The following is a 21,482-nucleotide window of genomic DNA, read 5'->3' on the forward strand; positions in this document are numbered from 1 at the left end:
AAGTATAAAAAAATTGAAAGTCATGTTGGGTAGAATGAGCTTCCACCTCACTCTACCCCAACATTTGACATAGAACCCTTTTTTTGTGTTTCTATACTTTGGGGAGCGCGACATTATTACAAAAAATTACGCGCAAACATCTTTAGATTTCAACATAAAACGGAGTGGATTACAAAAGTATTTGTGTTTTATGCTGTAAAATGCAGTCCTCAGTCATCTCCTCAGCAGTAAAGGCTCTCTTAAAAGAAGAGAAGGGTTCTTTTAGTGCGGGAGCGTGTTTTGTTAAGCATAATTTTTGGCCAGGAATATAACTTTCAATTAGAATAAACTAGAGTTCTGGGATTCCTCGGCAGCATTGTAGCATAACTCATTCTTTACCATAGAAAAAAGCACCTTAAGTTGTATTTGAACCAACTAAAGATGCTTTATATTTACCCTTTTTTAGAGTGTAAATCATTTCTAGGAATTTTCTTCCGAAATTATTAATTCGTCAAGCCGTCGTACATAATGTCAATATTATACTTTAGATACTTAATATACGTATCGACTTCATCTCCGGGTTTTCCAATTTCATCAGAATAGATCGGTTTTTCATAGATTGGTACTCCTGATTCCTTGGAAACTGTCTCCATTGGACGCGGGTCAACATTAGATTCTCGGAAGAGGATCGGAACATTATGTTCTTTAAGGAATCCAAGAAGTTCTTTAATTTGTTTAGGTGAACCATTTTCTTCTGTATCAATCGCCCAGATATAGGCTTCCTTTAATCCATAACGGCTCGTCATATATTGAAAAGCCCGCTCACTTGTTACTAAGATCTTATCTTCTTCAGGTATGCTGCTAAGTTTTTCTTCGTATTCTTTTTCAATGTCTTTCAATCTTTCCAAATAAGCATTACCGCGTTTTTCGTAGTTTTCTTTTTTATCAGGATCAATTTTGATGAATGCATCTATCATATCCTCAGCCATTTGAATTCCTACATTGGGGTCGATGAAAGCATGTGGATTAATTTCTTCTTCTTTCCCGTCATGGCTTGTTATATGCATCGGCTCAACACGTTCCGTCAAACTGAAGACATTCTCTTCTTTCTGTCCAACAGAATCAATCATTTTAAAGAACCAGCCATCTTTTCCGCCTTCAAGGTTTAATCCATTATAGAAAAGCACATCTGCATCAGTAGCTGCTTTAATATCTTCAGGCAAAGGTTCATATTCGTGAGGATCTGTACCTGTAGGGACTAAGTTATGAATAACGACATCATCTCCGCCAATTTCCTTTGCAAGGTCTTCAATGATTGTAAATGAGGTGACGACTTTTAACGCCCCATCATCTTTAGATCCTGAACTCCCCCCGGAATTAGAGGTCGATCTCTTGTTCCCGCACGCTGCAAGTAAAAATACTGCGATACTTGCCAGCGCAATTAATTTCATAAACTTCTTCATTTTCTACTAAACTCCCTTTCATTCTATAAAATATTTCTTTATTAGGCAGGTTTCAGCGCCTAACCAACTGATATTCTTTGTTTGTTCGTTTTTAACATTCTCCAAAAGATACCCTGTTTTGGAGAGAATAAAAATGCGACCAAGAAAAAAACGGTTGTAGCTAATGCTATCACTGGTCCGGACGGCAGATTATAGACAAAACTGAAATATAATCCGGCGATTGAGGAGAGTGCCCCAAATACCGATGCAAGCACAATCATCGTGGATAGTCTGTTTGTCAAAAGATAAGCCGTTGATGCCGGAGTAATTAACATGGAAACAACGAGAATAACTCCCACTGTCTGTAACGATGCGACAGTAACAAGTGTTAGAAGTGCCATGATCATGTAATGGATCAATCTCGTTTTAAGGCCATAAGCTGCAGCCATTGTTTCATCAAAGCTGGAAACGAGCAACTCCTTATAAAATAGAACAACAACAAGAATGACTGCCGCTCCAATAATCAGGGTAAGCCACATGTCCGACGTTCTGACCGCAAGGACGTTTCCGAACAGAATTTGCGTTAGGTCGGTTGCACTCTGAGCCAGGGTAATTAAAATAATTCCCAGAGCAAATGCCGCAGTAAAAACAATTCCGATCGAAGAGTCATTTTTAACACGACTGTTTTGACTGATTAACCCGATACCGAGCGCTGTCAGGATACCTGTCGCTACGGCACCGTAGAAAAAATTGATTCCAAGCATGTATGAAATAGCTACTCCGGGAAGAACAGCATGAGAAATCGCGTCCCCCATCAAGGCCATTCCGCGCAAAACGATGAAACTGCCAATAACGCCGCAAATAATCCCGACTATAATGGATGTTACAAAAGCTTTCTGCAGAAACTCATAGGTCATTAAATCATTAATGAACTCCATCACACTCCGACCCCCAAACTTCCAAGCATATTGATCGGGGCTTTGTATGCAGCTTGCATCAATTCGGGTTTGAAGACAAGATCTACAGGGCCTGCGCCGATTAATTCTTTATTGATAAGAATGAGGTCGTCAAAATAACTTTGCACTTTCATTAAATCATGGTGAACGACAAACACAGTTTTACCTTCATCACGCAACCCCTTTAAAATGCGAATGATGACTTCTTCGCTGGAAACATCAATGCCAACAAATGGTTCATCCAAGAAGAAATACTCCGCATTTTGTGCCAGAGAACGTGCAAGAAATACTCTTTGCTGCTGTCCTCCAGACAGCTCACCGATTTGGCTGTTTGCAAACTGTTCCATACCCACTTTCGCAAGACACTCCATCGCCCATTCTTTGTCTTTCTTTTTCGGACGGTGAAAAAGGCCCAATTTTGGATAGGTTCCAAGAAGCACTGTGTCTTTAACAATAATCGGAAAATCCCAATCAATATTTGACCGTTGGGGAACGTATGCAATCTTTTTCCTCATTTCTTTTAACGGCCGTCCACCAATATTGATCTGCCCGCTGTCCCTTGGTATTAATCCCAATGCTGCTTTCATCATCGTGGATTTACCAGCGCCATTTGGTCCAATAATCCCGACTAATTTTCCATGGCTGCAAGTGTAATTAATGTTCTTTAGAACTTCTTTTCCATAGTAGGAAACAGATAAATTGCGCACGGATATAGCCTGATCTTTCAAAACCATCACCTTCTTTTCTATAAACAATGTATATTATTTTTTAGCCAACCCCTATTATATTGCCCAAAAGACAAATAGTTGCACTAGGGAAACTTATTAATCATAATATACAAACCGAGCTGTTTTGTAAACACCTTTCAGATAAAAAAATTTTTGCGTTAAGTATAGAGCGGAAAAACCTTTGTTGAAAAATTGTTAAAACGTCTGTATAATAAAGCAGTCAAATTTAATGGCATTATTTGTTGTTTCGTATTGCAATGACTATCTATTGTATGTATAATGTATAATGTTGGTCATTTGACAGCAATGATGCGGAAGGTTGCCGACACACCCGGCCGCTTTGCCATGGCGAGTGTGGGGGAAATTTCCGCGGAGTATGTCTATTTTTAAAATAGGCGAAAAGGAGGGAAAGTAATGGCAAAACAAAAAATCCGGATTAGATTGAAAGCTTACGATCACAGAATTTTGGATCAGTCTGCAGAAAAGATTGTAGAAACGGCAAAACGTTCAGGTGCTAATGTATCAGGACCAATTCCGCTTCCAACAGAGAAATCTGTTTACACAATCTTGCGTGCGGTTCATAAATACAAGGACTCCCGCGAGCAATTCGAAATGCGGACACATAAACGTCTGATCGACATCATCAGCCCTACACCACAAACTGTAGATTCTTTGATGAGACTCGACTTGCCGTCCGGCGTGGACATTGAAATCAAACTTTAATAAATAATTAATGAAAGAAAGCAGGAGGTGTGACTCATGGCCAAAGGAATCTTAGGTAGAAAAATCGGTATGACGCAGATTTTTGCTGAAGACGGAAGACTTCTCCCTGTAACAGTTGTAGAAGCTGCTCCTAACGTTGTTCTTCAAAAGAAGACAGTTGAGGCAGACGGATACGAGGCTGTTCAAATCGGTTTTGAAGACAAACGCGAAAAGCTGGCTAACAAACCTGAAAAAGGACATGTTGCTAAAGCAGAAACTGCACCTAAGCGCTTCGTACGTGAGTTAAATAACGTAAATCTAGATGAATATGAAGTTGGTCAAGAGATTAAGGTTGATATTTTCGCAGAAGGCGACGTAGTGGATGTAACAGGAATTTCTAAAGGGAAAGGTTTCCAAGGTGTTATCAAACGCCACGGTCAAGGCCGCGGACCAATGTCCCACGGTTCCCACTTCCACCGCAGCCCTGGATCAATGGGTGCTGTTGACCCAGCTCGTGTATTCAAGCAAAAGAAACTCCCAGGACAAATGGGTGGACAGAAAATCACTGTTCAAAACCTTGAAATTGTCAAAGTTGACGCAGAACGCAATCTTCTTTTGATCAAAGGAAATGTCCCTGGATCGAAGAAAGCAATGCTTGAAATCAAAACTGGAATCAAGGTTAAATAAATATTTTCGTAAAGAAAGGAGGAAATGAAATGCCAAAAGTAGCCGTATATAATCAAGAAGGTTCTAAGGTCGGAGAAGTAGATCTTAACGATTCTATTTTCGGTATTGAGCCAAACAACCATGTTTTATTTGAAGCAATCGTTATGCAACAGTCTTCATTAAGACAAGGTACATCTAAAGTAAAAACACGTTCGGAAGTGCGCGGCGGCGGACGTAAACCGTGGCGCCAAAAGGGTACAGGTAGAGCACGTCAAGGATCTATCCGCTCACCACAATGGCGTGGTGGTGGAACAGTATTCGGACCAGTTCCACGCAGCTACAGCTACAAGCTTCCTAAGAAAGTACGCCGTCTTGCAATCAAATCAGCATTGTCAGCTAAAGCTTTGGAGGAAAGCATCCTTGTAGTAGAAGCATTGACTTTCGATGCTCCTAAAACAAAGGAATTTGCTAAAGTCTTGAAAAGCTTGCCAGTTGGCAAAAAAGCGTTGATTGTAACTGATGTTCCAGAAGACAATGTGGCACTTTCTGCAAGAAACATCCCAGGAGTTACAGTGATTGATGCAAACAGCATCAACGTGCTTGATGTTGTTGGACATGAAACATTGATCCTGACGAAAGCCGCAGTTGAAAAAGTCGAGGAGGTGCTTGGGTAATGGATGCACGTGACGTTATAAAGCGCCCCGTAATTACAGAGCGTTCCATGGACATGACAGCTGACAAAAAGTATACTTTCGAAGTTGACGTCAGAGCCAACAAAACACAGGTGAAAGACGCAGTAGAAAGCATTTTTGATGTAAAAGTCGCAAAAGTCAATGTCATGAACTATAAAGGTAAATTCAAACGTATGGGCCGTTTTGCAGGCTACACAAACAAACGCCGCAAAGCAGTGGTTACTTTGACTGAAGACAGCAAAGAAATCGAATTTTTTGAAGTTTAATCTTTAATCTTTCAATAAATGTAGAGGAGGGAAAAAAATGGCGATCAAAAAATACAAACCTACCTCCAACGGTCGACGTAACATGACTAGCTTAGATTTTTCCGATATTACTACTGATAAGCCGGAAAAAACTTTGCTTGCGCCTCTTAACAGAAAAGGCGGCCGTAACAGCCAAGGTAGGACTACAGTTCGTCATCGCGGGGGCGGTCATAAACGTCAATACCGTATTATCGACTTCAAACGCAACAAAGATGGTATACCCGGACGCGTTGCTACTATCGAGTACGATCCAAACCGTTCCGCAAACATTGCTTTGATCCACTATAATGATGGTGAAAAGCGTTATATTCTAGCTCCAAAAAACCTTCAAGTGGGCATGGAAATCATGTCTGGTCCTGAAGCTGATATCAAAGTAGGAAATGCTCTTCCGCTTTCTTCCATTCCAGTTGGTACAGTTGTACACAACATCGAATTGAAACCTGGTAAAGGCGGTCAACTTATCCGTTCCGCAGGAACTTCAGCTCAGGTTCTTGGTAAAGAAGGTACAAAATACGTGCTTGTCCGTTTGAACTCAGGTGAAGTGCGCATGATCCTTACTACCTGCCGTGCAACAGTCGGTGAAGTGGGCAATGAGCAGCATGAACTTGTAACAATCGGTAAAGCAGGTCGTTCTCGCTGGTTGGGTAGACGTCCTCACGTTCGTGGTTCCGTTAAGAACCCTAACGACCATCCACATGGTGGGGGAGAAGGAAAAGCGCCAATCGGTCGTAAGTCTCCTGTTACTCCTTGGGGTAAACCAACTCTTGGTTACAAAACAAGGAAGAAAACAAACAAGTCGGATAAATTTATTGTACGCCGCCGCAAAAAATAACGAGGTTGTCCTACGGTTCTTTAATCGGACCGTAGCGCAATCACGAAGGGAGGTACCAGCATGGGTCGCAGCCTAAAAAAAGGACCTTTTGTAGATGAGCATTTGATGAAAAAAGTTGAGAACTTAAATGAGTCTGACAAGAAACAAGTGATCAAAACTTGGTCTCGCCGTTCCACAATTTTCCCGGTGTTTGTCGGACATACAATCGCAGTCTACGATGGACGCAAGCATGTTCCAGTTTACATCAGTGAAGATATGGTTGGCCACAAGCTCGGTGAATTTGCGCCAACTCGTACTTATAGAGGTCATGCCGCAGATGACAAAAAAACAAGACGCTAATGAGAGGAGGGCATCCTAATGCAAGCAAAAGCTGTCGTTAGAACAGTTAGAATTGCTCCTCGTAAAGCACGCCTGGTCGTCGATCTTATTCGAGGAAAGCAAGTAGGCGAAGCAATTGCCATCTTGAAGCATACTCCAAAAGCAGCTTCTCCGATTGTAGAAAAGCTTTTGAAGTCTGCTGTAGCAAATGCAGAGCATAACTATGACATGGACGTAAACAACCTTTTAGTATCAAAGGTATATGTTGATGAAGGTCCGACAATGAAACGTTTCAGACCACGTGCTCAAGGTAGAGCCAGCCAAATCAACAAACGAACAAGCCACATCACAATTGTGGTATCAGAACAGAAGGAGGGGTAGTTCGTGGGTCAAAAAGTAAACCCTATTGGAATGCGTATCGGCATTATTCGTGATTGGGAATCCAAGTGGTACGCAGACAAAGAATACGCAACTTTACTTCACGAAGATATAAAGGTGCGTGAATATATCGAAAACCGGCTCAAAGACGCTTCAGTTTCCAAAATTGAAATTGAACGTGCCGCAAATCGCATTAACATCACTGTCCACACAGCGAAGCCTGGAATGGTTATCGGTAAAGGTGGAAGTGAAGTAGAAGCTTTAAGAAAAGCATTGAACAAGCTTACAGGCAAACGAGTTCATATCAACATCGTTGAAATCAAAAAAGCTGATTTGGACGCGAAGCTTGTTGCTGAAAACATCGCTCGTCAATTGGAAAGCCGGATCTCTTTCCGCCGTGCGCAAAAGCAGGCGATCCAGCGTACATTGCGTGCAGGTGCACAAGGTATCAAAACAATGGTTTCCGGCCGACTTGGCGGAGCTGATATCGCTCGTTCGGAACACTACAGCGAAGGAACTGTTCCACTTCATACACTTCGCGCAGATATCGACTATGCACATGCTGAAGCAGATACAACATACGGTAAGCTCGGCGTTAAAGTTTGGATTTACCGTGGAGAGGTCCTTCCAGAAAAGAAAAAGTCTGAGGAAGGAGGAAATTAATCATGTTAATGCCTAAAAGAGTGAAATACCGTCGTCCACATCGTGGGAACATGCGCGGTAAAGCAAAAGGCGGTACTGAAGTAGCATTCGGTGAATACGGTCTTCAAGCTCTTGAAGCTTCTTGGATCACAAACCGTCAAATTGAAGCAGCAAGGATCGCCATGACACGTTATATGAAACGTGGCGGTAAAGTATGGATTAAAATTTTCCCTCATAAAGCTTATACGGCTAAGCCTTTAGAAGTTCGGATGGGTTCCGGTAAAGGGGCTCCTGAAGGATGGGTAGCTGTAGTAAAACCTGGCAAGATCATGTTTGAAATTGCTGGTGTACCTGAAGAGGTGGCTCGTGAAGCCCTTCGACTTGCATCCCACAAACTTCCAATAAAATGTAAGTTTGTTAAACGAGAAGAAATTGGTGGTGAACGAAATGAAGGCTAAAGAAATCCGTGATTTGACCACTGCCGAAATTGAACAGAATATCAAGTCTTTAAAGGAAGAATTGTTTAACCTTCGCTTCCAGCTAGCTACAGGGCAATTAGAAAATACCGCCCGCATCCGAGAGGTCCGCAAAGGGATCGCCCGCATGAAAACGATCATTCGTGAAAGAGAGATCGGCATAACCAATCGATAGGTGAAAGGAGGTTGCGGATATGGCTGAACGCAATCAGCGTAAAGTATACACAGGTCGTGTTGTCTCCGATAAAATGGATAAAACTGTTACAGTAATGGTTGAAACATATAAAAAACACAGCTTGTACGGTAAACGCGTAAAATATTCCAAGAAATTCAAAACTCATGATGAGCATAATGAAGCTAAAGTTGGTGACGTAGTCCGTATTATGGAAACTCGCCCTCTATCGGCTACAAAACGCTTCCGTCTTGTAGAGGTAGTTGAAAAAGCGGTTATCATTTAATTTTGTTTCGGATAGTTGAGTCCGAAGGGAGGTAAACAAAATGATCCAACAAGAATCCCGTTTGAAAGTAGCTGACAACTCCGGTGCGCGTGAAGTATTGACTATCAAAGTGCTCGGCGGTTCTGGGCGTAAAACGGCAAACATCGGCGATGTCATTGTATGTACGGTGAAAAATGCAACGCCTGGTGGCGTTGTCAAAAAAGGTGACGTTGTCAAAGCAGTTATCGTCCGCTCGAAATCAGGTGCACGCCGTCCGGACGGTTCCTACATCAAATTTGATGAAAATGCATGCGTCATTATTCGTGACGACCAAGCTCCAAGAGGAACTCGTATCTTCGGACCAGTGGCTCGTGAGCTCCGCGATAAAAACTTCATGAAAATTGTTTCTCTGGCACCAGAGGTTCTTTAATATAAACACATGATTCGGTCACTCAAGGAGGTGCGATTCAAATGCACGTTAAAAAAGGCGACAAAGTGATGGTCCTTTCCGGCAAGGATAAAGGGAAAACAGGTACAGTACTTGCAGCATTCCCTAAGAAAGAACGCGTACTTGTCGAAGGAATTAACATCGTGAAGAAGCATGCGAAACCTTCCCAAGAAAACCCGCAAGGCGGAATTTTTGACAAGGAAGCAGCCATTCATGCTTCAAATGTTATGGTCATTGATCCAAAAACGAATGAGCCAACAAGAATCGGCTATAAAAAAGTTACGGTCAAAGGCAAAGACGGTGTAGAAAAGGTCAAAAGCGTCCGGGTATCCAAGAAATCCGGTGAGGTTTTAGACAAAGATTTAAAAGACAAGATCATTAGCCAGTAAGTAGAAGAAGGGAGGTACACAATATGAACCGCCTAAAGGAAAAATATCAAAAAGAAATTACACCTGCTCTTATGAGCAAGTTCAACTATAAATCAGTTATGCAAGTACCAAAAATTGAAAAGATCGTAATTAACATGGGTGTTGGCGATGCAGTTCAAAACGCTAAAGCACTTGATAGTGCAGTGGAAGAACTTTCTATGATCACAGGTCAAAAACCTGTTGTGACAAAAGCGAAAAAATCCATTGCGGGATTCCGTCTTCGTGAAGGAATGCCGATTGGTGCTAAAGTAACACTTCGCGGTGAACGCATGTATGAGTTCTTTGACAAATTGGTTTCTGTATCATTGCCACGTGTTCGTGACTTCCGTGGAATCTCCAAGAAGGCATTTGATGGACGCGGCAACTATACACTCGGAATCAAAGAGCAGCTCATTTTCCCAGAAATTGATTACGATAAAGTAAACAAAGTTCGCGGAATGGACATTGTTATTGTAACTACAGCTAACACTGATGAAGAATCACGCGAACTATTAACTGGATTTGGAATGCCATTTCAAAAGTAATCGTAAAAGGGAGGCGAAATAGTGGCTAAGAAATCAATGGTAGTCAAGCAGAAACGTACGCCTAAGTATAAAGTTCAAGAATATACTCGTTGCGAACGTTGCGGCCGTCCGCATTCTGTTCTTCGCAAATTTAAACTATGCCGTATCTGTTTCCGTGAATTAGCCTACAAAGGTCAAATTCCAGGCGTTAAAAAAGCCAGCTGGTAAGCCCGATATTGGGAAGGAGGTAAAAATTAATGGTTATGACTGATCCAATTGCAGACTTGCTTACAAGAATTCGAAACGCGAACATGGTCCGCCATGAGAAATTGGAAATTCCAGCTTCTAAAATCAAGAAGGACATTGCTGATATCCTTAAAAAAGAAGGTTTCATCCGCGATGTGGAATTCATCGAAGACAACAAGCAAGGTATTATCCGCATTTTTCTTAAATATGGAGCGAATAACGAGCGCGTTATTACCGGATTAAAGCGTATCAGCAAGCCCGGTCTTCGTGTTTATGCAAAAGCAAACGAGGTTCCAAAAGTACTGAACGGTTTAGGAATTGCGCTTGTATCAACTTCTCAGGGAGTACTCTCCGACAAAGAAGCAAGAGCGAAACAAGTCGGCGGCGAAGTACTCGCATATGTTTGGTAATTTAGCAGAAAGAACGGAGGTGCAACAATGTCCCGTATAGGCAATAAACCAATTGAAATCCCTTCTGGCGTAACAGTGACAAAGGAAGCAGACACAGTGACTGTTAAAGGGCCGAAAGGTGAACTGAGCAATACATTCAATTCAGATATCAATATCAGCATTGAAGACAATGTCATCAACGTGACTCGTCCATCCGATGCTAAAGAACACCGCTCCCTGCATGGAACTACACGTTCCCTTGTAGCAAACATGGTGGAGGGTGTATCTAAAGGCTTTGAAAAATCACTTGAACTTGTCGGTGTTGGTTACCGTGCACAGAAACAGGGCAAGAAGCTTGTGCTTAACGTTGGCTATTCCCACCCGGTAGAATTTGACCCGGAAGACGGTATCGAAATCGATGTGCCATCCAATACAAAAGTGATCGTTAAAGGTTTCAATAAAGAAAGAGTCGGAGCATTGGCTTCTGACATTCGCGCTGTACGTCCGCCTGAGCCATACAAAGGCAAAGGAATTCGCTACGAAGGCGAATATGTACGTCGTAAAGAAGGTAAAACAGGTAAATAAAGCCGCTAGGCATTGAAAGGAGTGACTCGCATGATTACAAAGCTTGATAAGAACAAAGTGCGCAAGAAAAGACATGCACGCGTCCGTACGAAAATCAGCGGAACAAACGAACGTCCACGTCTAAGCGTATACCGTTCTAACAAAAACATTTACGCTCAATTGATCGACGATGAAACAGGGGTAACTTTAGCAAGTGCCTCCACTCTTGACAAAGAGCTTAATATCGAGTCTGCCGGCAATGCAGAGGCTGCCCAGCAAGTGGGAGAGCTCATCGCAAAGCGAGCAGCGGATAAAAACATCAAATCAGTGGTATTTGACCGCGGCGGTTACTTATACCATGGGCGTGTAAAAGCATTAGCTGATGCAGCACGCGAGAATGGACTAGAATTTTAATATAAAAAGGAGGGACGGACTACATGAGTCAAATTGATGCCAACAAACTTGAACTAGAAGAACGCGTAGTTACAGTAAACCGTGTGGCAAAAGTTGTGAAAGGTGGACGCCGCTTCCGCTTTACTGCATTGGTTGTAGTAGGCGACAAAAACGGCCATGTCGGATTCGGTACTGGAAAAGCTCAAGAAGTTCCAGAAGCAATCCGCAAAGCGATCGAAGATGCTAAGAAGAACATGGTTAATGTACCTTTAGTGGAATCAACAATTCCACACCAAATCATTGGCCGTTATGGCGGTGGGCAAGTATTGCTTAAGCCGGCTAGTGCGGGTACTGGAGTTATTGCTGGGGGACCTGTCCGTGCGGTACTTGAGCTTGCTGGAATAGCTGATATTACTTCAAAATCACTTGGATCCAGCACACCAATTAACATGGTTCGTGCCACTGTTGAAGGAATCAAAAACCTGAAACGTGCCGAAGATGTAGCGAAACTTCGCAATAAAACAGTAGAAGAATTGTTAGGTTAAGGAGGGGAGATCATGGCACAAAAACTAGCAGTCACCCTCAAACGCAGCTTGATTGGACGGACACAAGATCAGCGTGACACTGTGAAAGCACTTGGGTTGCGCAAGCTTCACCAAACAGTCGAGCATGATGATAATCCAGCTATTCGGGGAATGATTAAGAAAGTTTCCCATCTTATAGAACTTAAAGAACAATAAGCAACAAAAAATGAAGGAGGTGCGCAAAATGAAACTTCATGAGTTAAAACCTGCTGAAGGAGCTCGTAAAGAGCGCAACCGTGTAGGTCGCGGTATCGGTTCAGGAAACGGCAAAACTTCCGGCAGAGGACATAAAGGACAAAATTCCCGTTCAGGCGGCGGTGTACGCCTCGGATTTGAAGGTGGCCAAACTCCTTTATTCCAACGTTTGCCAAAACGTGGTTTTACAAACATCAATCGCAAAGAATATGCGGTCGTTAACTTGGACGCACTGAACCGCTTTGAAGACGGAACTGAAGTGACTCCTGAACTTTTGATTGAAACTGGAGTTGTTCGGAACGAAAAATCCGGTATCAAGATTCTTGCGAAAGGTAACATCGAGAAGAAGCTGACTGTAAAAGCGAATAAATTCTCGTCAGCTGCCAAAGAAGCTATTGAAGCTGCCGGCGGTTCAACTGAGGTGGTTTAATGTTTCAAACGATCTCCAACCTTATGCGTGTGCGGGATATAAGGGGGAAAATTATTTTCACCTTATTGATGCTGATTGTATTTCGGATCGGAGCTTTCATACCAGTTCCGAATGTTGATGCAAACGTACTGAAAATGCAAGATCAAGCCAGTCTATTTGGCTTTATGAATATTTTTGGCGGCGGTGCCCTGCAAAACTTCTCTATTTTTGCGATGGGTATCATGCCATACATTACGGCATCCATTATCGTTCAGCTATTGCAAATGGATGTCGTGCCAAAGTTCACTGAATGGTCTAAGCAAGGTGAAGTGGGAAGGCGTAAACTGGCTCAGTTTACCCGCTACTTCACAATTGTTCTTGCTCTCATCCAAGCGTTGGGTATGTCTTACGGGTTTAATCGGATGACACAGCTTCAACTGATTAAAGATCCCGGATTCGGCACGTATATCACCATTGCCATCGTCTTGACTGCTGGAACAGCATTTCTGATGTGGCTGGGCGAACAAATCACATCACATGGCGTTGGAAACGGCATTTCTATCATTATCTTTGCCGGAATTGTCGCTGGGATTCCAGGCGCTGTGAACCAGATCTATGCTCAGCAGTTTGAAGGTGCAGGAGACCAATTATTTATTCGAATTGTCGTCATGCTGCTCATCCTGCTTGCTATTATTGCCATTATTGTCGGCGTGGTCTTTGTCCAGCAGGCATTGCGTAAAATTCCAATCCAGTATGCAAAACGCATGGATGGACGCAACCCTGTCGGAGGACAAAATACCCATTTGCCTTTGAAGGTAAATGCAGCTGGAGTTATTCCAGTCATTTTCGCGAGCGCGTTTATTGTTACTCCACAAACAATTACGACATTCTTTGGTTCAAGTGAACTGGCAAGCACGATCCAATCGTTTTTTGACCATACGAAACCAGTCGGAATGATTATATATGTTGCATTGATTGTTGCCTTTACTTATTTTTATGCATTTGTTCAGGTCAACCCTGAGCAGGTTGCTGAAAATCTGAAGAAGCAGGGCGGTTATATACCAGGAATTCGTCCAGGCAAAAATACTCAGGAGTACATGACACGCGTTTTGTATCGACTGACTTTTGTTGGAGCGCTATTTCTGGCGTTGATTTCGATTTTACCGGTATTCTTTATTAAATTTGCTGGATTGCCGGAAGCTGCCCAAATTGGTGGAACAGGATTGTTAATTGTTGTCGGTGTTGCGCTAGAGACGATGAAACAACTGGAGGCTCAACTGGTTAAGCGCCACTATAAAGGCTTCATTAAATAAAAGACGGGTAATTACCCGAATGAAAGCAAGGGGCGGTATGAATGAATTTAGTATTGATGGGACTCCCTGGAGCGGGTAAAGGTACACAAGCTGAAAGAGTTGTGGCGAATTACGGTATTCCGCACATTTCAACAGGAGATATGTTCCGTGCTGCAATGAAAGAAGGTACAGAGCTAGGTAAGCAAGCCAAATCCTTCATGGATAAAGGCGAGCTTGTCCCGGACGAAGTGACCATCGGAATTGTTCGCGAGCGCTTGAGCAAAGCAGATTGTGACAATGGATTCCTTTTGGATGGCTTCCCGAGAACAGTGCCGCAAGCCGAAGCTCTTGAAAATATCCTTACAGATCTGGGAAGAAAAATTGATTATGTGATCAATATTCAAGTAGACCAGGAAATTTTGATGGAAAGACTGACTGGGCGTCGTATTTGTAAAAGCTGCGGTGCCACTTATCATTTAGTCTTCAATCCGCCTGCTTCAGCAGGCGCCTGTGATCGCTGCGGTGGAGAACTGTATCAACGACCTGATGATAATGAAGAAACAGTTCAGAACAGACTTGAAGTAAATGTGAAGCAGACACAGCCACTCCTTGATTTTTATCAAGCAAAAGGCTATTTGAAAAATATCAATGGCCAGCAGCACATTGACCAGGTTTTCTCTGATATTGATTCACTTCTAAGGGATTTGAAATAATGATTATTTGCAAAACACCTCGAGAAATAGAAATCATGAGAGAAGCGGGACGGATTGTTGCGATGACTCATCAAGAGTTGGTAAAGCATATTCAGCCAGGGATCACAACGAAAGAGATCGATTCGATTGCTGAAAAGTTCATCAAAAAGCATGATGCGTATCCATCTTTCCTCGGGTATAACGGATTTAAGGGAAGTGTTTGTGCATCTGTTAATGAAGAGCTTGTTCATGGAATACCAGGTGACCGTGTCCTAAAGGATGGCGACATCATTACATTGGACATCGGAGCCGACTACAACGGCTATCATGGCGATTCTGCGTGGACATATGCAGTAGGTAAAATCGACGATGAAACACAGAAGTTGCTAGATGTTACAGAGGAATCCCTCTATAAAGGCTTGGAAGAAGCGAAGCCGGGTGCTCGTCTTTCAAACATTTCCCATGCGGTTCAAGCGTATGTAGAATCCAATGGATTTTCCATTGTCCGTGAGTATGTAGGGCATGGTGTTGGTCAAAGCTTACATGAGGATCCACAAATCCCAAACTACGGACTCCCAAATAAAGGACCTCGTTTACGAGCAGGTATGGTGCTTGCCATCGAACCAATGGTAAACGCCGGAAGCCGCTATGTAAAAACATTGGCGGACAATTGGACGGTTGTGACGGTTGACGGCAAAATGTGTGCACATTTCGAACACACCATAGCCATTACAGATACAGGTTTTGAGATATTAACAAAGTTGTGAGCGTAGGTGATCGGGTTGAAAGAGTCTGATTCGAACCCCCGTGTAGGCGAAGTCGTCTGTATTCATAAGGGGCGAGATGCCGGGCAGTACGCGATTGTTATTCAACTCATTGATGAACGGTTTGTTTTGATTGCGGACGGCGACAAACGAAAATTTGACCGCCCCAAAAAGAAAAACATTCAACACCTGGAATGTTTTGACTATATTTCTCCGGAGGTACGCACTAGCCTACTGGATACCGGGAAAGTCACTAACGGGAAGTTGCGATGGGCTCTTGGAAAATTCATGGAAGATGTTTTGGAAGTTTTAGAGAAGGGAGACGAGTATGATGGCGAAGGAAGATGTAATTGAAGTTGAAGGTAAAGTAGTAGATACTTTGCCAAACGCCATGTTTAAGGTAGAATTAGAAAATGGTCATACGGTGCTGGCACATGTATCGGGAAAAATTCGCATGCATTTCATTAGAATTTTGCCTGGTGATAGAGTAACCGTAGAACTTTCTCCGTACGATTTAACCAGAGGAAGAATCACTTACCGTTTTAAATAAGTGTGCACTTCAGGCTCTTAAGGAGGTTTTTAAAAAATGAAAGTACGGCCATCAGTAAAGCCGATCTGCGAGAAGTGCAAAATCATCCGTAGAAAAGGCAAAGTTATGGTGATCTGTGAAAACCCTAAGCATAAACAAAAACAAGGATAAATGAAGGAGGTGCTAGCGCATGGCACGTATTGCTGGTGTAGATATTCCGCGTGAAAAACGCGTAGTAATTGCTTTGACATATATTTACGGGATCGGTCAAAACACAGCTTCCAAAATTCTTGCAGAAGCGGGTGTTGCCGAAGATACACGCGTACGCGACTTGACTGACGACGAACTTGATAAAATCCGTGGAATCATTGACACATTGAAAGTTGAAGGTGACCTTCGCCGTGAAGTGTCTTTGAACGTTAAACGTTTGATGGAAATAGGTTCTTATCGTGGTCTTCGCCACCGCCGTGGGCTTCCTGTACGTGGACAAAATACGAAGAACAATGCTCGTACACGTAAAGGCCCGCGTAAAACAGTAGCAGGTAAGAAAAAATAATAAGTAAAGGAGGTTTTTAATCAATGGCACGCAGAACTAACACTCGTAAACGTCGTGTGAAAAAGAATATTGAAAGTGGTATTGCACATATCCGTTCCACTTTTAACAATACAATCGTAACGATCACTGATTCTCAAGGTAACGCAGTATCTTGGTCTTCCGCAGGAGCGCTTGGATTCAAAGGTTCTCGTAAATCTACTCCATTTGCTGCCCAAATGGCTGCTGAAACAGCTGCAAAAGCGTCTATGGAGCATGGCTTGAGAACTCTAGAAGTAACAGTAAAAGGACCTGGCGCAGGACGTGAAGCTGCCATTCGTGCACTTCAAGCCGCTGGACTTGAGGTTACAGCTATCAGAGACGTAACTCCTGTACCTCATAACGGATGCCGTCCGCCAAAACGTCGTCGTGTATAATGAATTTGTATAAATTCTGTATTACTTGTCTATAATGGGGTAATATATGAATTTATCGTTAAAATTCTATTTTTCCTCACCAGTTGTTGCAAATTCGAAATGTAACATGGGGAATTTCGGACAAATCAGGCCGGAGTTTCGACGTTTTGAAGGAGGGTATATGTGAATGATCGAGATTGAAAAACCGAAAATAGAAACGATTGAGATCAGCGAAGACGCCAGATACGGGAAATTTGTTGTTGAACCGCTTGAACGTGGATATGGTACAACTTTGGGTAACTCCTTACGTCGTATTTTACTATCTTCACTCCCCGGTGCGGCGATCACATCTATTCAAATTGAAGGTGTACAACATGAGTTTTCAACCGTTGAAGGTGTAGTCGAAGATGTTACCTCTATCATCCTTAATCTAAAAAAACTAGCTTTGAAAATATATTCGGACGAAGAAAAGACATTGGAAATCGACGTGCAGGGCGAAGGGGAAGTAAAAGGTTCCGACATTATGCATGATAGCGATGTTGAAATTTTGAATCCTGATCTGCCTATTGCTACGCTTGCCGCCAATGCGAATTTTCGTGTTCGTATGACTGCTCAGCGCGGTAGAGGCTATACGCCAGCTGATTTGAACAAACGTGACGATCTTCCAATCGGTGTTATTCCTATCGATTCTATTTATACACCAGTTTCCCGTGTAAACTATCAGGTGGAAAATACTCGTGTAGGACAAATGACAAATTACGATAAACTGTCGCTCGATGTTTGGACAAATGGCAGCATCAGCCCGGAAGAAGCTATTTCTTTAGGTGCAAAAATCTTAACAGAGCACTTAAATATCTTTGTCGGTTTGACGGACGAAGCTCAGCATGCTGAAATCATGGTGGAAAAAGAAGAAGATCAAAAGGAAAAGGTTCTGGAAATGACAATCGAAGAGCTGGATCTTTCTGTTCGTTCTTACAACTGCTTGAAGCGTGCAGGAATCAATACTGTCCAAGAGCTTGCCAACAAAACGGAAGAAGATATGATGAAAGTGCGTAACCTTGGAAGAAAATCGTTAGAAGAAGTAAAAGGCAAGCTAGATGAGCTAGGCCTTGAGCTTCGCAAAGACGACTAATTGAAAAATACACATCACCATGAAGGAGGGAAACCTGAATGTCTTATCGTAAATTAGGACGCACGAGCTCTCAACGCAAAGCTATGCTTCGAGACTTGGCAACAGACTTAATTATCAGTGAACGCATCGAAACAACTGAAGCACGCGCGAAAGAACTTCGCTCTGTTGTTGAGAAAATGATTACACTCGGAAAACGCGGGGACTTGCATGCACGCCGTCAGGCAGGAGCTTTCATCCGTAAGGAAATTGCAAACGCGGAAGAAAATCAAGATGCATTGCAAAAACTGTTTTCTGACATCGCGCCTCGTTACGCTGAACGCCAAGGCGGATACACTCGAATCATGAAATTGGGACCTCGCCGTGGAGATGGAGCCCCAATGGTTATCATCGAATTAGTTTAATTCGCGATGGAAAAGGGCAGGGCGCGCGGGTCTCGCCCTTTTTCTTTAAAGAGTAAAAAAGTACAAAGTTAGATGGAATATTTTGTTCTAATTAAGGTTTAATATGTCTAGCTACAGGCGCCATCGGCTCGAGGTCACAAGTCAAATTGCTGTGGTGGCTGAGGGAACTGCCTCCTCGCAATTCGCCTTGTGCTTGTCGCCGCTAGGCGGGCGCCTTGCGCTTTTCTTAAAACATGAAGCTAAAAAAGAGCGTTACGATAGGCACAAACAAATAGAAAGTGATCCTGTCTAGCTCCATGCACCTTCTCCCCCCTGCTTAGTCGCATGGGCCAATGTACTGGTTTATCCGGTACCCGGAGTAAGGTGCAGGCTTTTTTCTATTTATAGAGGTAGTTCAAAAAACGGCCCAAATGGCTATGAGAAGCTTCTTTTCGCGGCCGCTTTTTTGGCAGCCTATTGAACGTTTTAATAAACGCTTGTTAAAAGGAAATGAAGCAAAGGCACGAGGAGGAGTAAGGGATGGCCGGTCCGGTGATTACCATTGAAGATGTTTCCTTCCGTTATAATGGACAGGAGGCGTACGCCTTAAAAGATGTTTCTTTTTCAGTAGATGACGGGGAGTGGCTGGCAGTAGTAGGCCATAACGGATCAGGAAAGTCCACTCTTGCAAAGATTTTGAACGGATTACAGTTTCCCGAACAAGGAACAGTCAAGGTTCAGAATCTTCTTTTAAGTGAAGAAGCGATCTGGGATATTCGTCGGATGGTAGGGATGGTTTTCCAAAGTCCGGACAACCAGTTTGTCGGGACGACAGTACAAGATGATGTGGCTTTTGGGTTGGAGAATAACGGAGTACCGCATGATGAAATGGTTAGCCGTGTCAAAGAAGCTCTTGAGCGTGTTCATATGGAAGACTTTCTTAACCAAGAGCCACACCATCTTTCCGGCGGTCAAAAGCAGAGGGTAGCGATTGCAGGTGTTATAGCATTGCGCCCTAATGTGATTATTCTGGATGAAGCAACTTCTATGTTGGATCCACTTGGACGGGAGGAAGTGCTGCAGACCGTCAGGGAACTGAAAGAGGAGCAAGGGCTGACCGTCATTTCGATCACTCATGATCTGGAGGAAGCGGCCAGGGCGGATCGAATTATTGTCATGAATAAGGGACAGGTATATAAGGAAGGAAAACCAGAAGAGATTTTTGAACTGGAAGAGGAATTGATTACTCTGGGGCTGGATATCCCATTTCCTGTAAAAATGAGCCATCTATTACGCAATGCAGGCTTAAATTTGCCTAAAATGTACCTGACAGATAAAGAGTTGGTGAATGATCTGTGGAAATTACATTTCAAGAAGTAGAATACCGTTATTCAGCCGGCACGCCCTTTGAGCGGCTGGCCATCCAAGATGTTAATCTGAACATTAAACAAGGTGTATTTATGGCACTGATCGGGCATACAGGCTCTGGGAAGTCGACAATCCTCCAGCATTTGAATGCCTTGCTGCGGCCGACAAAAGGCCGGGTAATTATTGGTGATAGAACGATTGAAGGCGGGAAGAAGGAGAAAAACCTTCGGAGCATTCGTCAGAAGGTCGGTATCGTCTTTCAGTTTCCGGAACACCAGCTTTTTGATGAAACAGTAGAGAAGGACATATGTTTTGGTCCGATGAACTATGGAGTTTCTGAAGAGGAAGCAAAGCAAAGAGCTAAGAGACTTATAAAAGAAGTCGGACTGCCAGAGGATGTTCTTCAGAAGTCCCCATTTGATTTGTCAGGCGGACAAATGAGAAGAGTAGCTATTGCCGGAGTACTCGCCATGGAACCGGATGTATTGGTTTTGGACGAACCGACAGCAGGACTTGATCCTCGCGGCCGTACGGAAATTATGGACATGTTTCACCGTCTGCACAAAAAGGAGAAGCTGTCTACCATTCTAGTAACACACAGTATGGAAGACGCGGCAAAATACGCGGATGAAATTGTCATCATGCATAAGGGACAAGTCCAAAGGATTGGAGATCCCAAGAGTATTTTTTCAAACCCTGCAGAGTTGCTTGAACTAGGGCTGGATGTTCCCCAGGTCGTCAAATTTCAATATCAGCTTGAACAGCAGATGAATCTGAAACTTGAAGAGACCTATTTAACGTTAGAGGAACTAACCGATGCCTTGGCAAGATTGAAAGAGCAAGGCGGTGGCGACTCATGATGGAGAAAATGATATTTGGGCGCTACATTCCGGGAGACTCTATCCTGCATCGGATGGATCCGCGTGCAAAGCTATCATTTGTATTCGGTTTTATACTTATTGTATTCTTGGCGAATAATATCATGACCTATAGTATACTAGTGGGCTTTGTTGTTATGCTGATTCTCCTTTCTAAAATGAATATCAAGTTTCTGGTGAATGGTTTGAGGCCGGTCATTTACCTGATCATCTTTACTTTTATTTTACAGCTGTTTTTTAATAAAGAAGGAGAGATTATTTACAGTATCGGCAAGGTTCATATTTATGAAGAAGGGCTCCGAATGGCTATTTTCATCTCCATACGGTTCTTCCTGCTGGTATTTGTAACCACCTTAATGACTTTAACAACAACGCCGATTACTTTGACAGACGGACTTGAAAGCTTGATGAACCCTTTAAAACGTTTCAAATTCCCAGTCCATGAGCTGGCGCTTATGATGTCTATTTCTCTGCGTTTCATTCCGACACTAATGGATGAGACAGATAAAATCATGAAAGCGCAAATGGCCAGAGGTGTGGAGTTTTCCAGCGGACCGATTAAAGACCGAATTAAAGCAATCGTACCTTTGCTCATTCCACTGTTTGTAAGCTCCTTTAAAAGGGCAGAGGAATTAGCAACTGCCATGGAAGCGAGGGGCTACCGTGGAGGCGAGGGACGAACGAAATACCGCTTGCTTGAGTGGAAAGGACGCGATACGGCTACCGTTATTGTGTTTGTCGTTCTTACAGGAGTTCTGGCTTGGTTCAGAGCTTAAAAGGTATTATG

General features: G+C 43.0%; 37 protein-coding genes. 34 read left to right on the plus strand and 3 right to left on the minus strand.

Translation table 11 applies throughout. The annotated features are described in order from the left end of the window. Positions 1–482: 482 nt before the first annotated feature. Genes H9631_RS19305 through H9631_RS19315 form a run of 3 tightly spaced genes read right to left on the minus strand, consistent with a single transcriptional unit; the run spans position 483 to position 3,111 of the window. Positions 483–1,442 (minus strand): metal ABC transporter solute-binding protein, Zn/Mn family, encoded by a 960-nt coding sequence (locus H9631_RS19305; RefSeq protein ID WP_191815716.1) that lies wholly within the window; start codon positions 1,440–1,442, stop codon positions 483–485. A 59-nt stretch (positions 1,443–1,501) separates the two neighbouring features. Beyond that, a complete protein-coding gene (locus H9631_RS19310) occupies positions 1,502–2,359 on the minus strand; it encodes a metal ABC transporter permease (protein WP_191815768.1) in 858 nt (285 codons plus the stop codon). Further along, positions 2,359–3,111, minus strand: coding sequence for a metal ABC transporter ATP-binding protein (locus H9631_RS19315; RefSeq protein ID WP_191815718.1), 753 nt, complete (start codon positions 3,109–3,111; stop codon positions 2,359–2,361). The genes H9631_RS19310 and H9631_RS19315 overlap by 1 nt, the downstream gene beginning before the upstream one ends. Before the next feature lie 408 nt (positions 3,112–3,519). Here H9631_RS19315 and rpsJ point away from each other — a divergent pair, with 408 nt between their 5' ends. The 34 genes from rpsJ to H9631_RS19485 all read left to right on the plus strand — a co-directional run bounded on the left by rpsJ (position 3,520) and on the right by H9631_RS19485 (position 21,471). After that, positions 3,520–3,828: a 30S ribosomal protein S10 gene (rpsJ, locus tag H9631_RS19320; RefSeq protein WP_018708729.1), complete on the plus strand. Its 309-nt coding sequence runs from the start codon at positions 3,520–3,522 to the stop codon at positions 3,826–3,828. A gap of 36 nt (positions 3,829–3,864) precedes the next feature. Further along, positions 3,865–4,494, plus strand: a complete 630-nt coding sequence (gene rplC, locus H9631_RS19325) for a 50S ribosomal protein L3 (protein ID WP_191815720.1) — start codon at positions 3,865–3,867, stop codon at positions 4,492–4,494. Between the two features lie 29 nt (positions 4,495–4,523). Further along, a complete protein-coding gene (gene rplD, locus H9631_RS19330) occupies positions 4,524–5,147 on the plus strand; it encodes a 50S ribosomal protein L4 (RefSeq protein ID WP_191815722.1) in 624 nt (207 codons plus the stop codon). Further along, complete coding sequence (gene rplW / locus H9631_RS19335; protein WP_018708732.1) at positions 5,147–5,431, plus strand: 50S ribosomal protein L23; 285 nt, start codon at positions 5,147–5,149, stop codon at positions 5,429–5,431. The genes rplD and rplW overlap by 1 nt, the downstream gene beginning before the upstream one ends. 37 nt (positions 5,432–5,468) lie before the next feature. Beyond that, positions 5,469–6,302 carry a 50S ribosomal protein L2 gene (gene rplB / locus H9631_RS19340; protein WP_191815723.1) on the plus strand — a complete coding sequence of 278 codons (834 nt, stop codon included), beginning with the start codon at positions 5,469–5,471 and terminating at the stop codon, positions 6,300–6,302. A gap of 60 nt (positions 6,303–6,362) precedes the next feature. Then, complete coding sequence (gene rpsS, locus H9631_RS19345; protein ID WP_018708734.1) at positions 6,363–6,641, plus strand: 30S ribosomal protein S19; 279 nt, start codon at positions 6,363–6,365, stop codon at positions 6,639–6,641. A gap of 18 nt (positions 6,642–6,659) precedes the next feature. Continuing rightward, positions 6,660–7,001 (plus strand): 50S ribosomal protein L22, encoded by a 342-nt coding sequence (rplV, locus tag H9631_RS19350; protein WP_160706206.1) that lies wholly within the window; start codon positions 6,660–6,662, stop codon positions 6,999–7,001. Positions 7,002–7,004: 3 nt separating this feature from the next. Further along, positions 7,005–7,661, plus strand: a complete 657-nt coding sequence (rpsC, locus tag H9631_RS19355) for a 30S ribosomal protein S3 (RefSeq protein ID WP_018708736.1) — start codon at positions 7,005–7,007, stop codon at positions 7,659–7,661. Positions 7,662–7,663: 2 nt separating this feature from the next. Further along, complete coding sequence (gene rplP, locus H9631_RS19360; RefSeq protein ID WP_191815725.1) at positions 7,664–8,098, plus strand: 50S ribosomal protein L16; 435 nt, start codon at positions 7,664–7,666, stop codon at positions 8,096–8,098. Then, the gene (gene rpmC, locus H9631_RS19365) at positions 8,088–8,291 is read left to right on the plus strand and encodes a 50S ribosomal protein L29 (protein WP_120072848.1); all 204 of its coding nucleotides are present in this window, start codon (positions 8,088–8,090) and stop codon (positions 8,289–8,291) included. The genes rplP and rpmC overlap by 11 nt, the downstream gene beginning before the upstream one ends. Before the next feature lie 19 nt (positions 8,292–8,310). Further along, positions 8,311–8,574, plus strand: a complete 264-nt coding sequence (gene rpsQ / locus H9631_RS19370) for a 30S ribosomal protein S17 (RefSeq protein WP_160706203.1) — start codon at positions 8,311–8,313, stop codon at positions 8,572–8,574. Between the two features lie 40 nt (positions 8,575–8,614). After that, positions 8,615–8,983 (plus strand): 50S ribosomal protein L14, encoded by a 369-nt coding sequence (gene rplN, locus H9631_RS19375; RefSeq protein ID WP_120118028.1) that lies wholly within the window; start codon positions 8,615–8,617, stop codon positions 8,981–8,983. A 41-nt stretch (positions 8,984–9,024) separates the two neighbouring features. Beyond that, positions 9,025–9,390, plus strand: coding sequence for a 50S ribosomal protein L24 (gene rplX, locus H9631_RS19380; protein ID WP_191815727.1), 366 nt, complete (start codon positions 9,025–9,027; stop codon positions 9,388–9,390). A gap of 23 nt (positions 9,391–9,413) precedes the next feature. Beyond that, positions 9,414–9,953 (plus strand): 50S ribosomal protein L5, encoded by a 540-nt coding sequence (gene rplE, locus H9631_RS19385; protein WP_191815729.1) that lies wholly within the window; start codon positions 9,414–9,416, stop codon positions 9,951–9,953. 21 nt (positions 9,954–9,974) lie between these two features. Then, positions 9,975–10,160, plus strand: coding sequence for a type Z 30S ribosomal protein S14 (locus H9631_RS19390; protein WP_018708743.1), 186 nt, complete (start codon positions 9,975–9,977; stop codon positions 10,158–10,160). 29 nt (positions 10,161–10,189) lie between these two features. Beyond that, positions 10,190–10,588, plus strand: coding sequence for a 30S ribosomal protein S8 (gene rpsH / locus H9631_RS19395; protein ID WP_160706200.1), 399 nt, complete (start codon positions 10,190–10,192; stop codon positions 10,586–10,588). 27 nt (positions 10,589–10,615) lie between these two features. Then, positions 10,616–11,152, plus strand: a complete 537-nt coding sequence (rplF, locus tag H9631_RS19400; RefSeq protein ID WP_191815731.1) for a 50S ribosomal protein L6 — start codon at positions 10,616–10,618, stop codon at positions 11,150–11,152. Between the two features lie 30 nt (positions 11,153–11,182). Then, positions 11,183–11,545: a 50S ribosomal protein L18 gene (gene rplR / locus H9631_RS19405; protein ID WP_191815732.1), complete on the plus strand. Its 363-nt coding sequence runs from the start codon at positions 11,183–11,185 to the stop codon at positions 11,543–11,545. 23 nt (positions 11,546–11,568) lie between these two features. Then, positions 11,569–12,069, plus strand: a complete 501-nt coding sequence (gene rpsE / locus H9631_RS19410) for a 30S ribosomal protein S5 (RefSeq protein ID WP_160706197.1) — start codon at positions 11,569–11,571, stop codon at positions 12,067–12,069. Between the two features lie 12 nt (positions 12,070–12,081). Continuing rightward, positions 12,082–12,264 carry a 50S ribosomal protein L30 gene (gene rpmD / locus H9631_RS19415; protein ID WP_191815734.1) on the plus strand — a complete coding sequence of 61 codons (183 nt, stop codon included), beginning with the start codon at positions 12,082–12,084 and terminating at the stop codon, positions 12,262–12,264. A 28-nt stretch (positions 12,265–12,292) separates the two neighbouring features. Then, entirely contained in the window at positions 12,293–12,733 is a 441-nt protein-coding gene (gene rplO / locus H9631_RS19420; protein ID WP_191815736.1) for a 50S ribosomal protein L15, read from the plus strand. Then, the gene (secY, locus tag H9631_RS19425) at positions 12,733–14,025 is read left to right on the plus strand and encodes a preprotein translocase subunit SecY (RefSeq protein WP_191815738.1); all 1,293 of its coding nucleotides are present in this window, start codon (positions 12,733–12,735) and stop codon (positions 14,023–14,025) included. The genes rplO and secY overlap by 1 nt, the downstream gene beginning before the upstream one ends. Before the next feature lie 41 nt (positions 14,026–14,066). Beyond that, positions 14,067–14,717: an adenylate kinase gene (locus tag H9631_RS19430; RefSeq protein WP_191815740.1), complete on the plus strand. Its 651-nt coding sequence runs from the start codon at positions 14,067–14,069 to the stop codon at positions 14,715–14,717. After that, positions 14,717–15,463, plus strand: coding sequence for a type I methionyl aminopeptidase (gene map, locus H9631_RS19435; RefSeq protein ID WP_191815742.1), 747 nt, complete (start codon positions 14,717–14,719; stop codon positions 15,461–15,463). Before H9631_RS19430 ends, map begins: the two co-directional genes overlap by 1 nt. A 15-nt stretch (positions 15,464–15,478) precedes the next feature. Further along, positions 15,479–15,814 (plus strand): KOW domain-containing RNA-binding protein, encoded by a 336-nt coding sequence (locus tag H9631_RS19440; protein ID WP_191815744.1) that lies wholly within the window; start codon positions 15,479–15,481, stop codon positions 15,812–15,814. Next, complete coding sequence (infA, locus tag H9631_RS19445) at positions 15,792–16,010, plus strand: translation initiation factor IF-1 (RefSeq protein WP_018708754.1); 219 nt, start codon at positions 15,792–15,794, stop codon at positions 16,008–16,010. Before H9631_RS19440 ends, infA begins: the two co-directional genes overlap by 23 nt. Positions 16,011–16,046: 36 nt before the next feature. Continuing rightward, the gene (rpmJ, locus tag H9631_RS19450; RefSeq protein ID WP_016205879.1) at positions 16,047–16,160 is read left to right on the plus strand and encodes a 50S ribosomal protein L36; all 114 of its coding nucleotides are present in this window, start codon (positions 16,047–16,049) and stop codon (positions 16,158–16,160) included. A gap of 19 nt (positions 16,161–16,179) precedes the next feature. Further along, on the plus strand, positions 16,180–16,545 hold the full coding sequence (gene rpsM, locus H9631_RS19455) for a 30S ribosomal protein S13 (RefSeq protein ID WP_160706191.1): 366 nt from the start codon (positions 16,180–16,182) through the stop codon (positions 16,543–16,545). A gap of 23 nt (positions 16,546–16,568) precedes the next feature. After that, positions 16,569–16,958, plus strand: a complete 390-nt coding sequence (gene rpsK / locus H9631_RS19460; protein WP_191815746.1) for a 30S ribosomal protein S11 — start codon at positions 16,569–16,571, stop codon at positions 16,956–16,958. Positions 16,959–17,124: 166 nt separating this feature from the next. Then, positions 17,125–18,069, plus strand: coding sequence for a DNA-directed RNA polymerase subunit alpha (locus H9631_RS19465; RefSeq protein WP_120118013.1), 945 nt, complete (start codon positions 17,125–17,127; stop codon positions 18,067–18,069). A 38-nt stretch (positions 18,070–18,107) separates the two neighbouring features. Continuing rightward, positions 18,108–18,470 carry a 50S ribosomal protein L17 gene (gene rplQ / locus H9631_RS19470; protein ID WP_191815747.1) on the plus strand — a complete coding sequence of 121 codons (363 nt, stop codon included), beginning with the start codon at positions 18,108–18,110 and terminating at the stop codon, positions 18,468–18,470. Between the two features lie 519 nt (positions 18,471–18,989). After that, entirely contained in the window at positions 18,990–19,829 is an 840-nt protein-coding gene (locus H9631_RS19475; RefSeq protein WP_191815749.1) for an energy-coupling factor ABC transporter ATP-binding protein, read from the plus strand. Then, positions 19,805–20,677, plus strand: coding sequence for an energy-coupling factor ABC transporter ATP-binding protein (locus tag H9631_RS19480; RefSeq protein ID WP_191815751.1), 873 nt, complete (start codon positions 19,805–19,807; stop codon positions 20,675–20,677). The genes H9631_RS19475 and H9631_RS19480 overlap by 25 nt, the downstream gene beginning before the upstream one ends. Beyond that, positions 20,674–21,471, plus strand: a complete 798-nt coding sequence (locus tag H9631_RS19485) for an energy-coupling factor transporter transmembrane component T family protein (protein ID WP_191815752.1) — start codon at positions 20,674–20,676, stop codon at positions 21,469–21,471. The genes H9631_RS19480 and H9631_RS19485 overlap by 4 nt, the downstream gene beginning before the upstream one ends. Positions 21,472–21,482 lie beyond the last annotated feature (11 nt).

Origin of the sequence: Bacillus norwichensis, from assembly GCF_014836955.1 — a bacterium.
In the GTDB taxonomy this organism is placed as follows: Bacteria; Bacillota; Bacilli; order Bacillales; family Bacillaceae_C; genus Siminovitchia; species Siminovitchia norwichensis.

What these genes read in the sequence shown, in the direction of transcription:
- H9631_RS19305 (WP_191815716.1), bottom strand. Translation starts at nt 1,442, where the DNA reads ATGAAGAAGTTTATGAAATTAATTGCGCTGGCAAGTATCGCAGTATTT.
- H9631_RS19310 (WP_191815768.1), bottom strand. Translation starts at nt 2,359, where the DNA reads ATGGAGTTCATTAATGATTTAATGACCTATGAGTTTCTGCAGAAAGCT.
- H9631_RS19315 (WP_191815718.1), bottom strand. Translation starts at nt 3,111, where the DNA reads ATGGTTTTGAAAGATCAGGCTATATCCGTGCGCAATTTATCTGTTTCC.
- rpsJ (WP_018708729.1), top strand. Translation starts at nt 3,520, where the DNA reads ATGGCAAAACAAAAAATCCGGATTAGATTGAAAGCTTACGATCACAGA.
- rplC (WP_191815720.1), top strand. Translation starts at nt 3,865, where the DNA reads ATGGCCAAAGGAATCTTAGGTAGAAAAATCGGTATGACGCAGATTTTT.
- rplD (WP_191815722.1), top strand. Translation starts at nt 4,524, where the DNA reads ATGCCAAAAGTAGCCGTATATAATCAAGAAGGTTCTAAGGTCGGAGAA.
- rplW (WP_018708732.1), top strand. Translation starts at nt 5,147, where the DNA reads ATGGATGCACGTGACGTTATAAAGCGCCCCGTAATTACAGAGCGTTCC.
- rplB (WP_191815723.1), top strand. Translation starts at nt 5,469, where the DNA reads ATGGCGATCAAAAAATACAAACCTACCTCCAACGGTCGACGTAACATG.
- rpsS (WP_018708734.1), top strand. Translation starts at nt 6,363, where the DNA reads ATGGGTCGCAGCCTAAAAAAAGGACCTTTTGTAGATGAGCATTTGATG.
- rplV (WP_160706206.1), top strand. Translation starts at nt 6,660, where the DNA reads ATGCAAGCAAAAGCTGTCGTTAGAACAGTTAGAATTGCTCCTCGTAAA.
- rplP (WP_191815725.1), top strand. Translation starts at nt 7,664, where the DNA reads ATGTTAATGCCTAAAAGAGTGAAATACCGTCGTCCACATCGTGGGAAC.
- rpmC (WP_120072848.1), top strand. Translation starts at nt 8,088, where the DNA reads ATGAAGGCTAAAGAAATCCGTGATTTGACCACTGCCGAAATTGAACAG.
- rpsQ (WP_160706203.1), top strand. Translation starts at nt 8,311, where the DNA reads ATGGCTGAACGCAATCAGCGTAAAGTATACACAGGTCGTGTTGTCTCC.
- rplN (WP_120118028.1), top strand. Translation starts at nt 8,615, where the DNA reads ATGATCCAACAAGAATCCCGTTTGAAAGTAGCTGACAACTCCGGTGCG.
- rplX (WP_191815727.1), top strand. Translation starts at nt 9,025, where the DNA reads ATGCACGTTAAAAAAGGCGACAAAGTGATGGTCCTTTCCGGCAAGGAT.
- rplE (WP_191815729.1), top strand. Translation starts at nt 9,414, where the DNA reads ATGAACCGCCTAAAGGAAAAATATCAAAAAGAAATTACACCTGCTCTT.
- rpsH (WP_160706200.1), top strand. Translation starts at nt 10,190, where the DNA reads ATGGTTATGACTGATCCAATTGCAGACTTGCTTACAAGAATTCGAAAC.
- rplF (WP_191815731.1), top strand. Translation starts at nt 10,616, where the DNA reads ATGTCCCGTATAGGCAATAAACCAATTGAAATCCCTTCTGGCGTAACA.
- rplR (WP_191815732.1), top strand. Translation starts at nt 11,183, where the DNA reads ATGATTACAAAGCTTGATAAGAACAAAGTGCGCAAGAAAAGACATGCA.
- rpsE (WP_160706197.1), top strand. Translation starts at nt 11,569, where the DNA reads ATGAGTCAAATTGATGCCAACAAACTTGAACTAGAAGAACGCGTAGTT.
- rpmD (WP_191815734.1), top strand. Translation starts at nt 12,082, where the DNA reads ATGGCACAAAAACTAGCAGTCACCCTCAAACGCAGCTTGATTGGACGG.
- rplO (WP_191815736.1), top strand. Translation starts at nt 12,293, where the DNA reads ATGAAACTTCATGAGTTAAAACCTGCTGAAGGAGCTCGTAAAGAGCGC.
- secY (WP_191815738.1), top strand. Translation starts at nt 12,733, where the DNA reads ATGTTTCAAACGATCTCCAACCTTATGCGTGTGCGGGATATAAGGGGG.
- H9631_RS19430 (WP_191815740.1), top strand. Translation starts at nt 14,067, where the DNA reads ATGAATTTAGTATTGATGGGACTCCCTGGAGCGGGTAAAGGTACACAA.
- map (WP_191815742.1), top strand. Translation starts at nt 14,717, where the DNA reads ATGATTATTTGCAAAACACCTCGAGAAATAGAAATCATGAGAGAAGCG.
- infA (WP_018708754.1), top strand. Translation starts at nt 15,792, where the DNA reads ATGGCGAAGGAAGATGTAATTGAAGTTGAAGGTAAAGTAGTAGATACT.
- rpmJ (WP_016205879.1), top strand. Translation starts at nt 16,047, where the DNA reads ATGAAAGTACGGCCATCAGTAAAGCCGATCTGCGAGAAGTGCAAAATC.
- rpsM (WP_160706191.1), top strand. Translation starts at nt 16,180, where the DNA reads ATGGCACGTATTGCTGGTGTAGATATTCCGCGTGAAAAACGCGTAGTA.
- rpsK (WP_191815746.1), top strand. Translation starts at nt 16,569, where the DNA reads ATGGCACGCAGAACTAACACTCGTAAACGTCGTGTGAAAAAGAATATT.
- H9631_RS19465 (WP_120118013.1), top strand. Translation starts at nt 17,125, where the DNA reads ATGATCGAGATTGAAAAACCGAAAATAGAAACGATTGAGATCAGCGAA.
- rplQ (WP_191815747.1), top strand. Translation starts at nt 18,108, where the DNA reads ATGTCTTATCGTAAATTAGGACGCACGAGCTCTCAACGCAAAGCTATG.
- H9631_RS19475 (WP_191815749.1), top strand. Translation starts at nt 18,990, where the DNA reads ATGGCCGGTCCGGTGATTACCATTGAAGATGTTTCCTTCCGTTATAAT.
- H9631_RS19485 (WP_191815752.1), top strand. Translation starts at nt 20,674, where the DNA reads ATGATGGAGAAAATGATATTTGGGCGCTACATTCCGGGAGACTCTATC.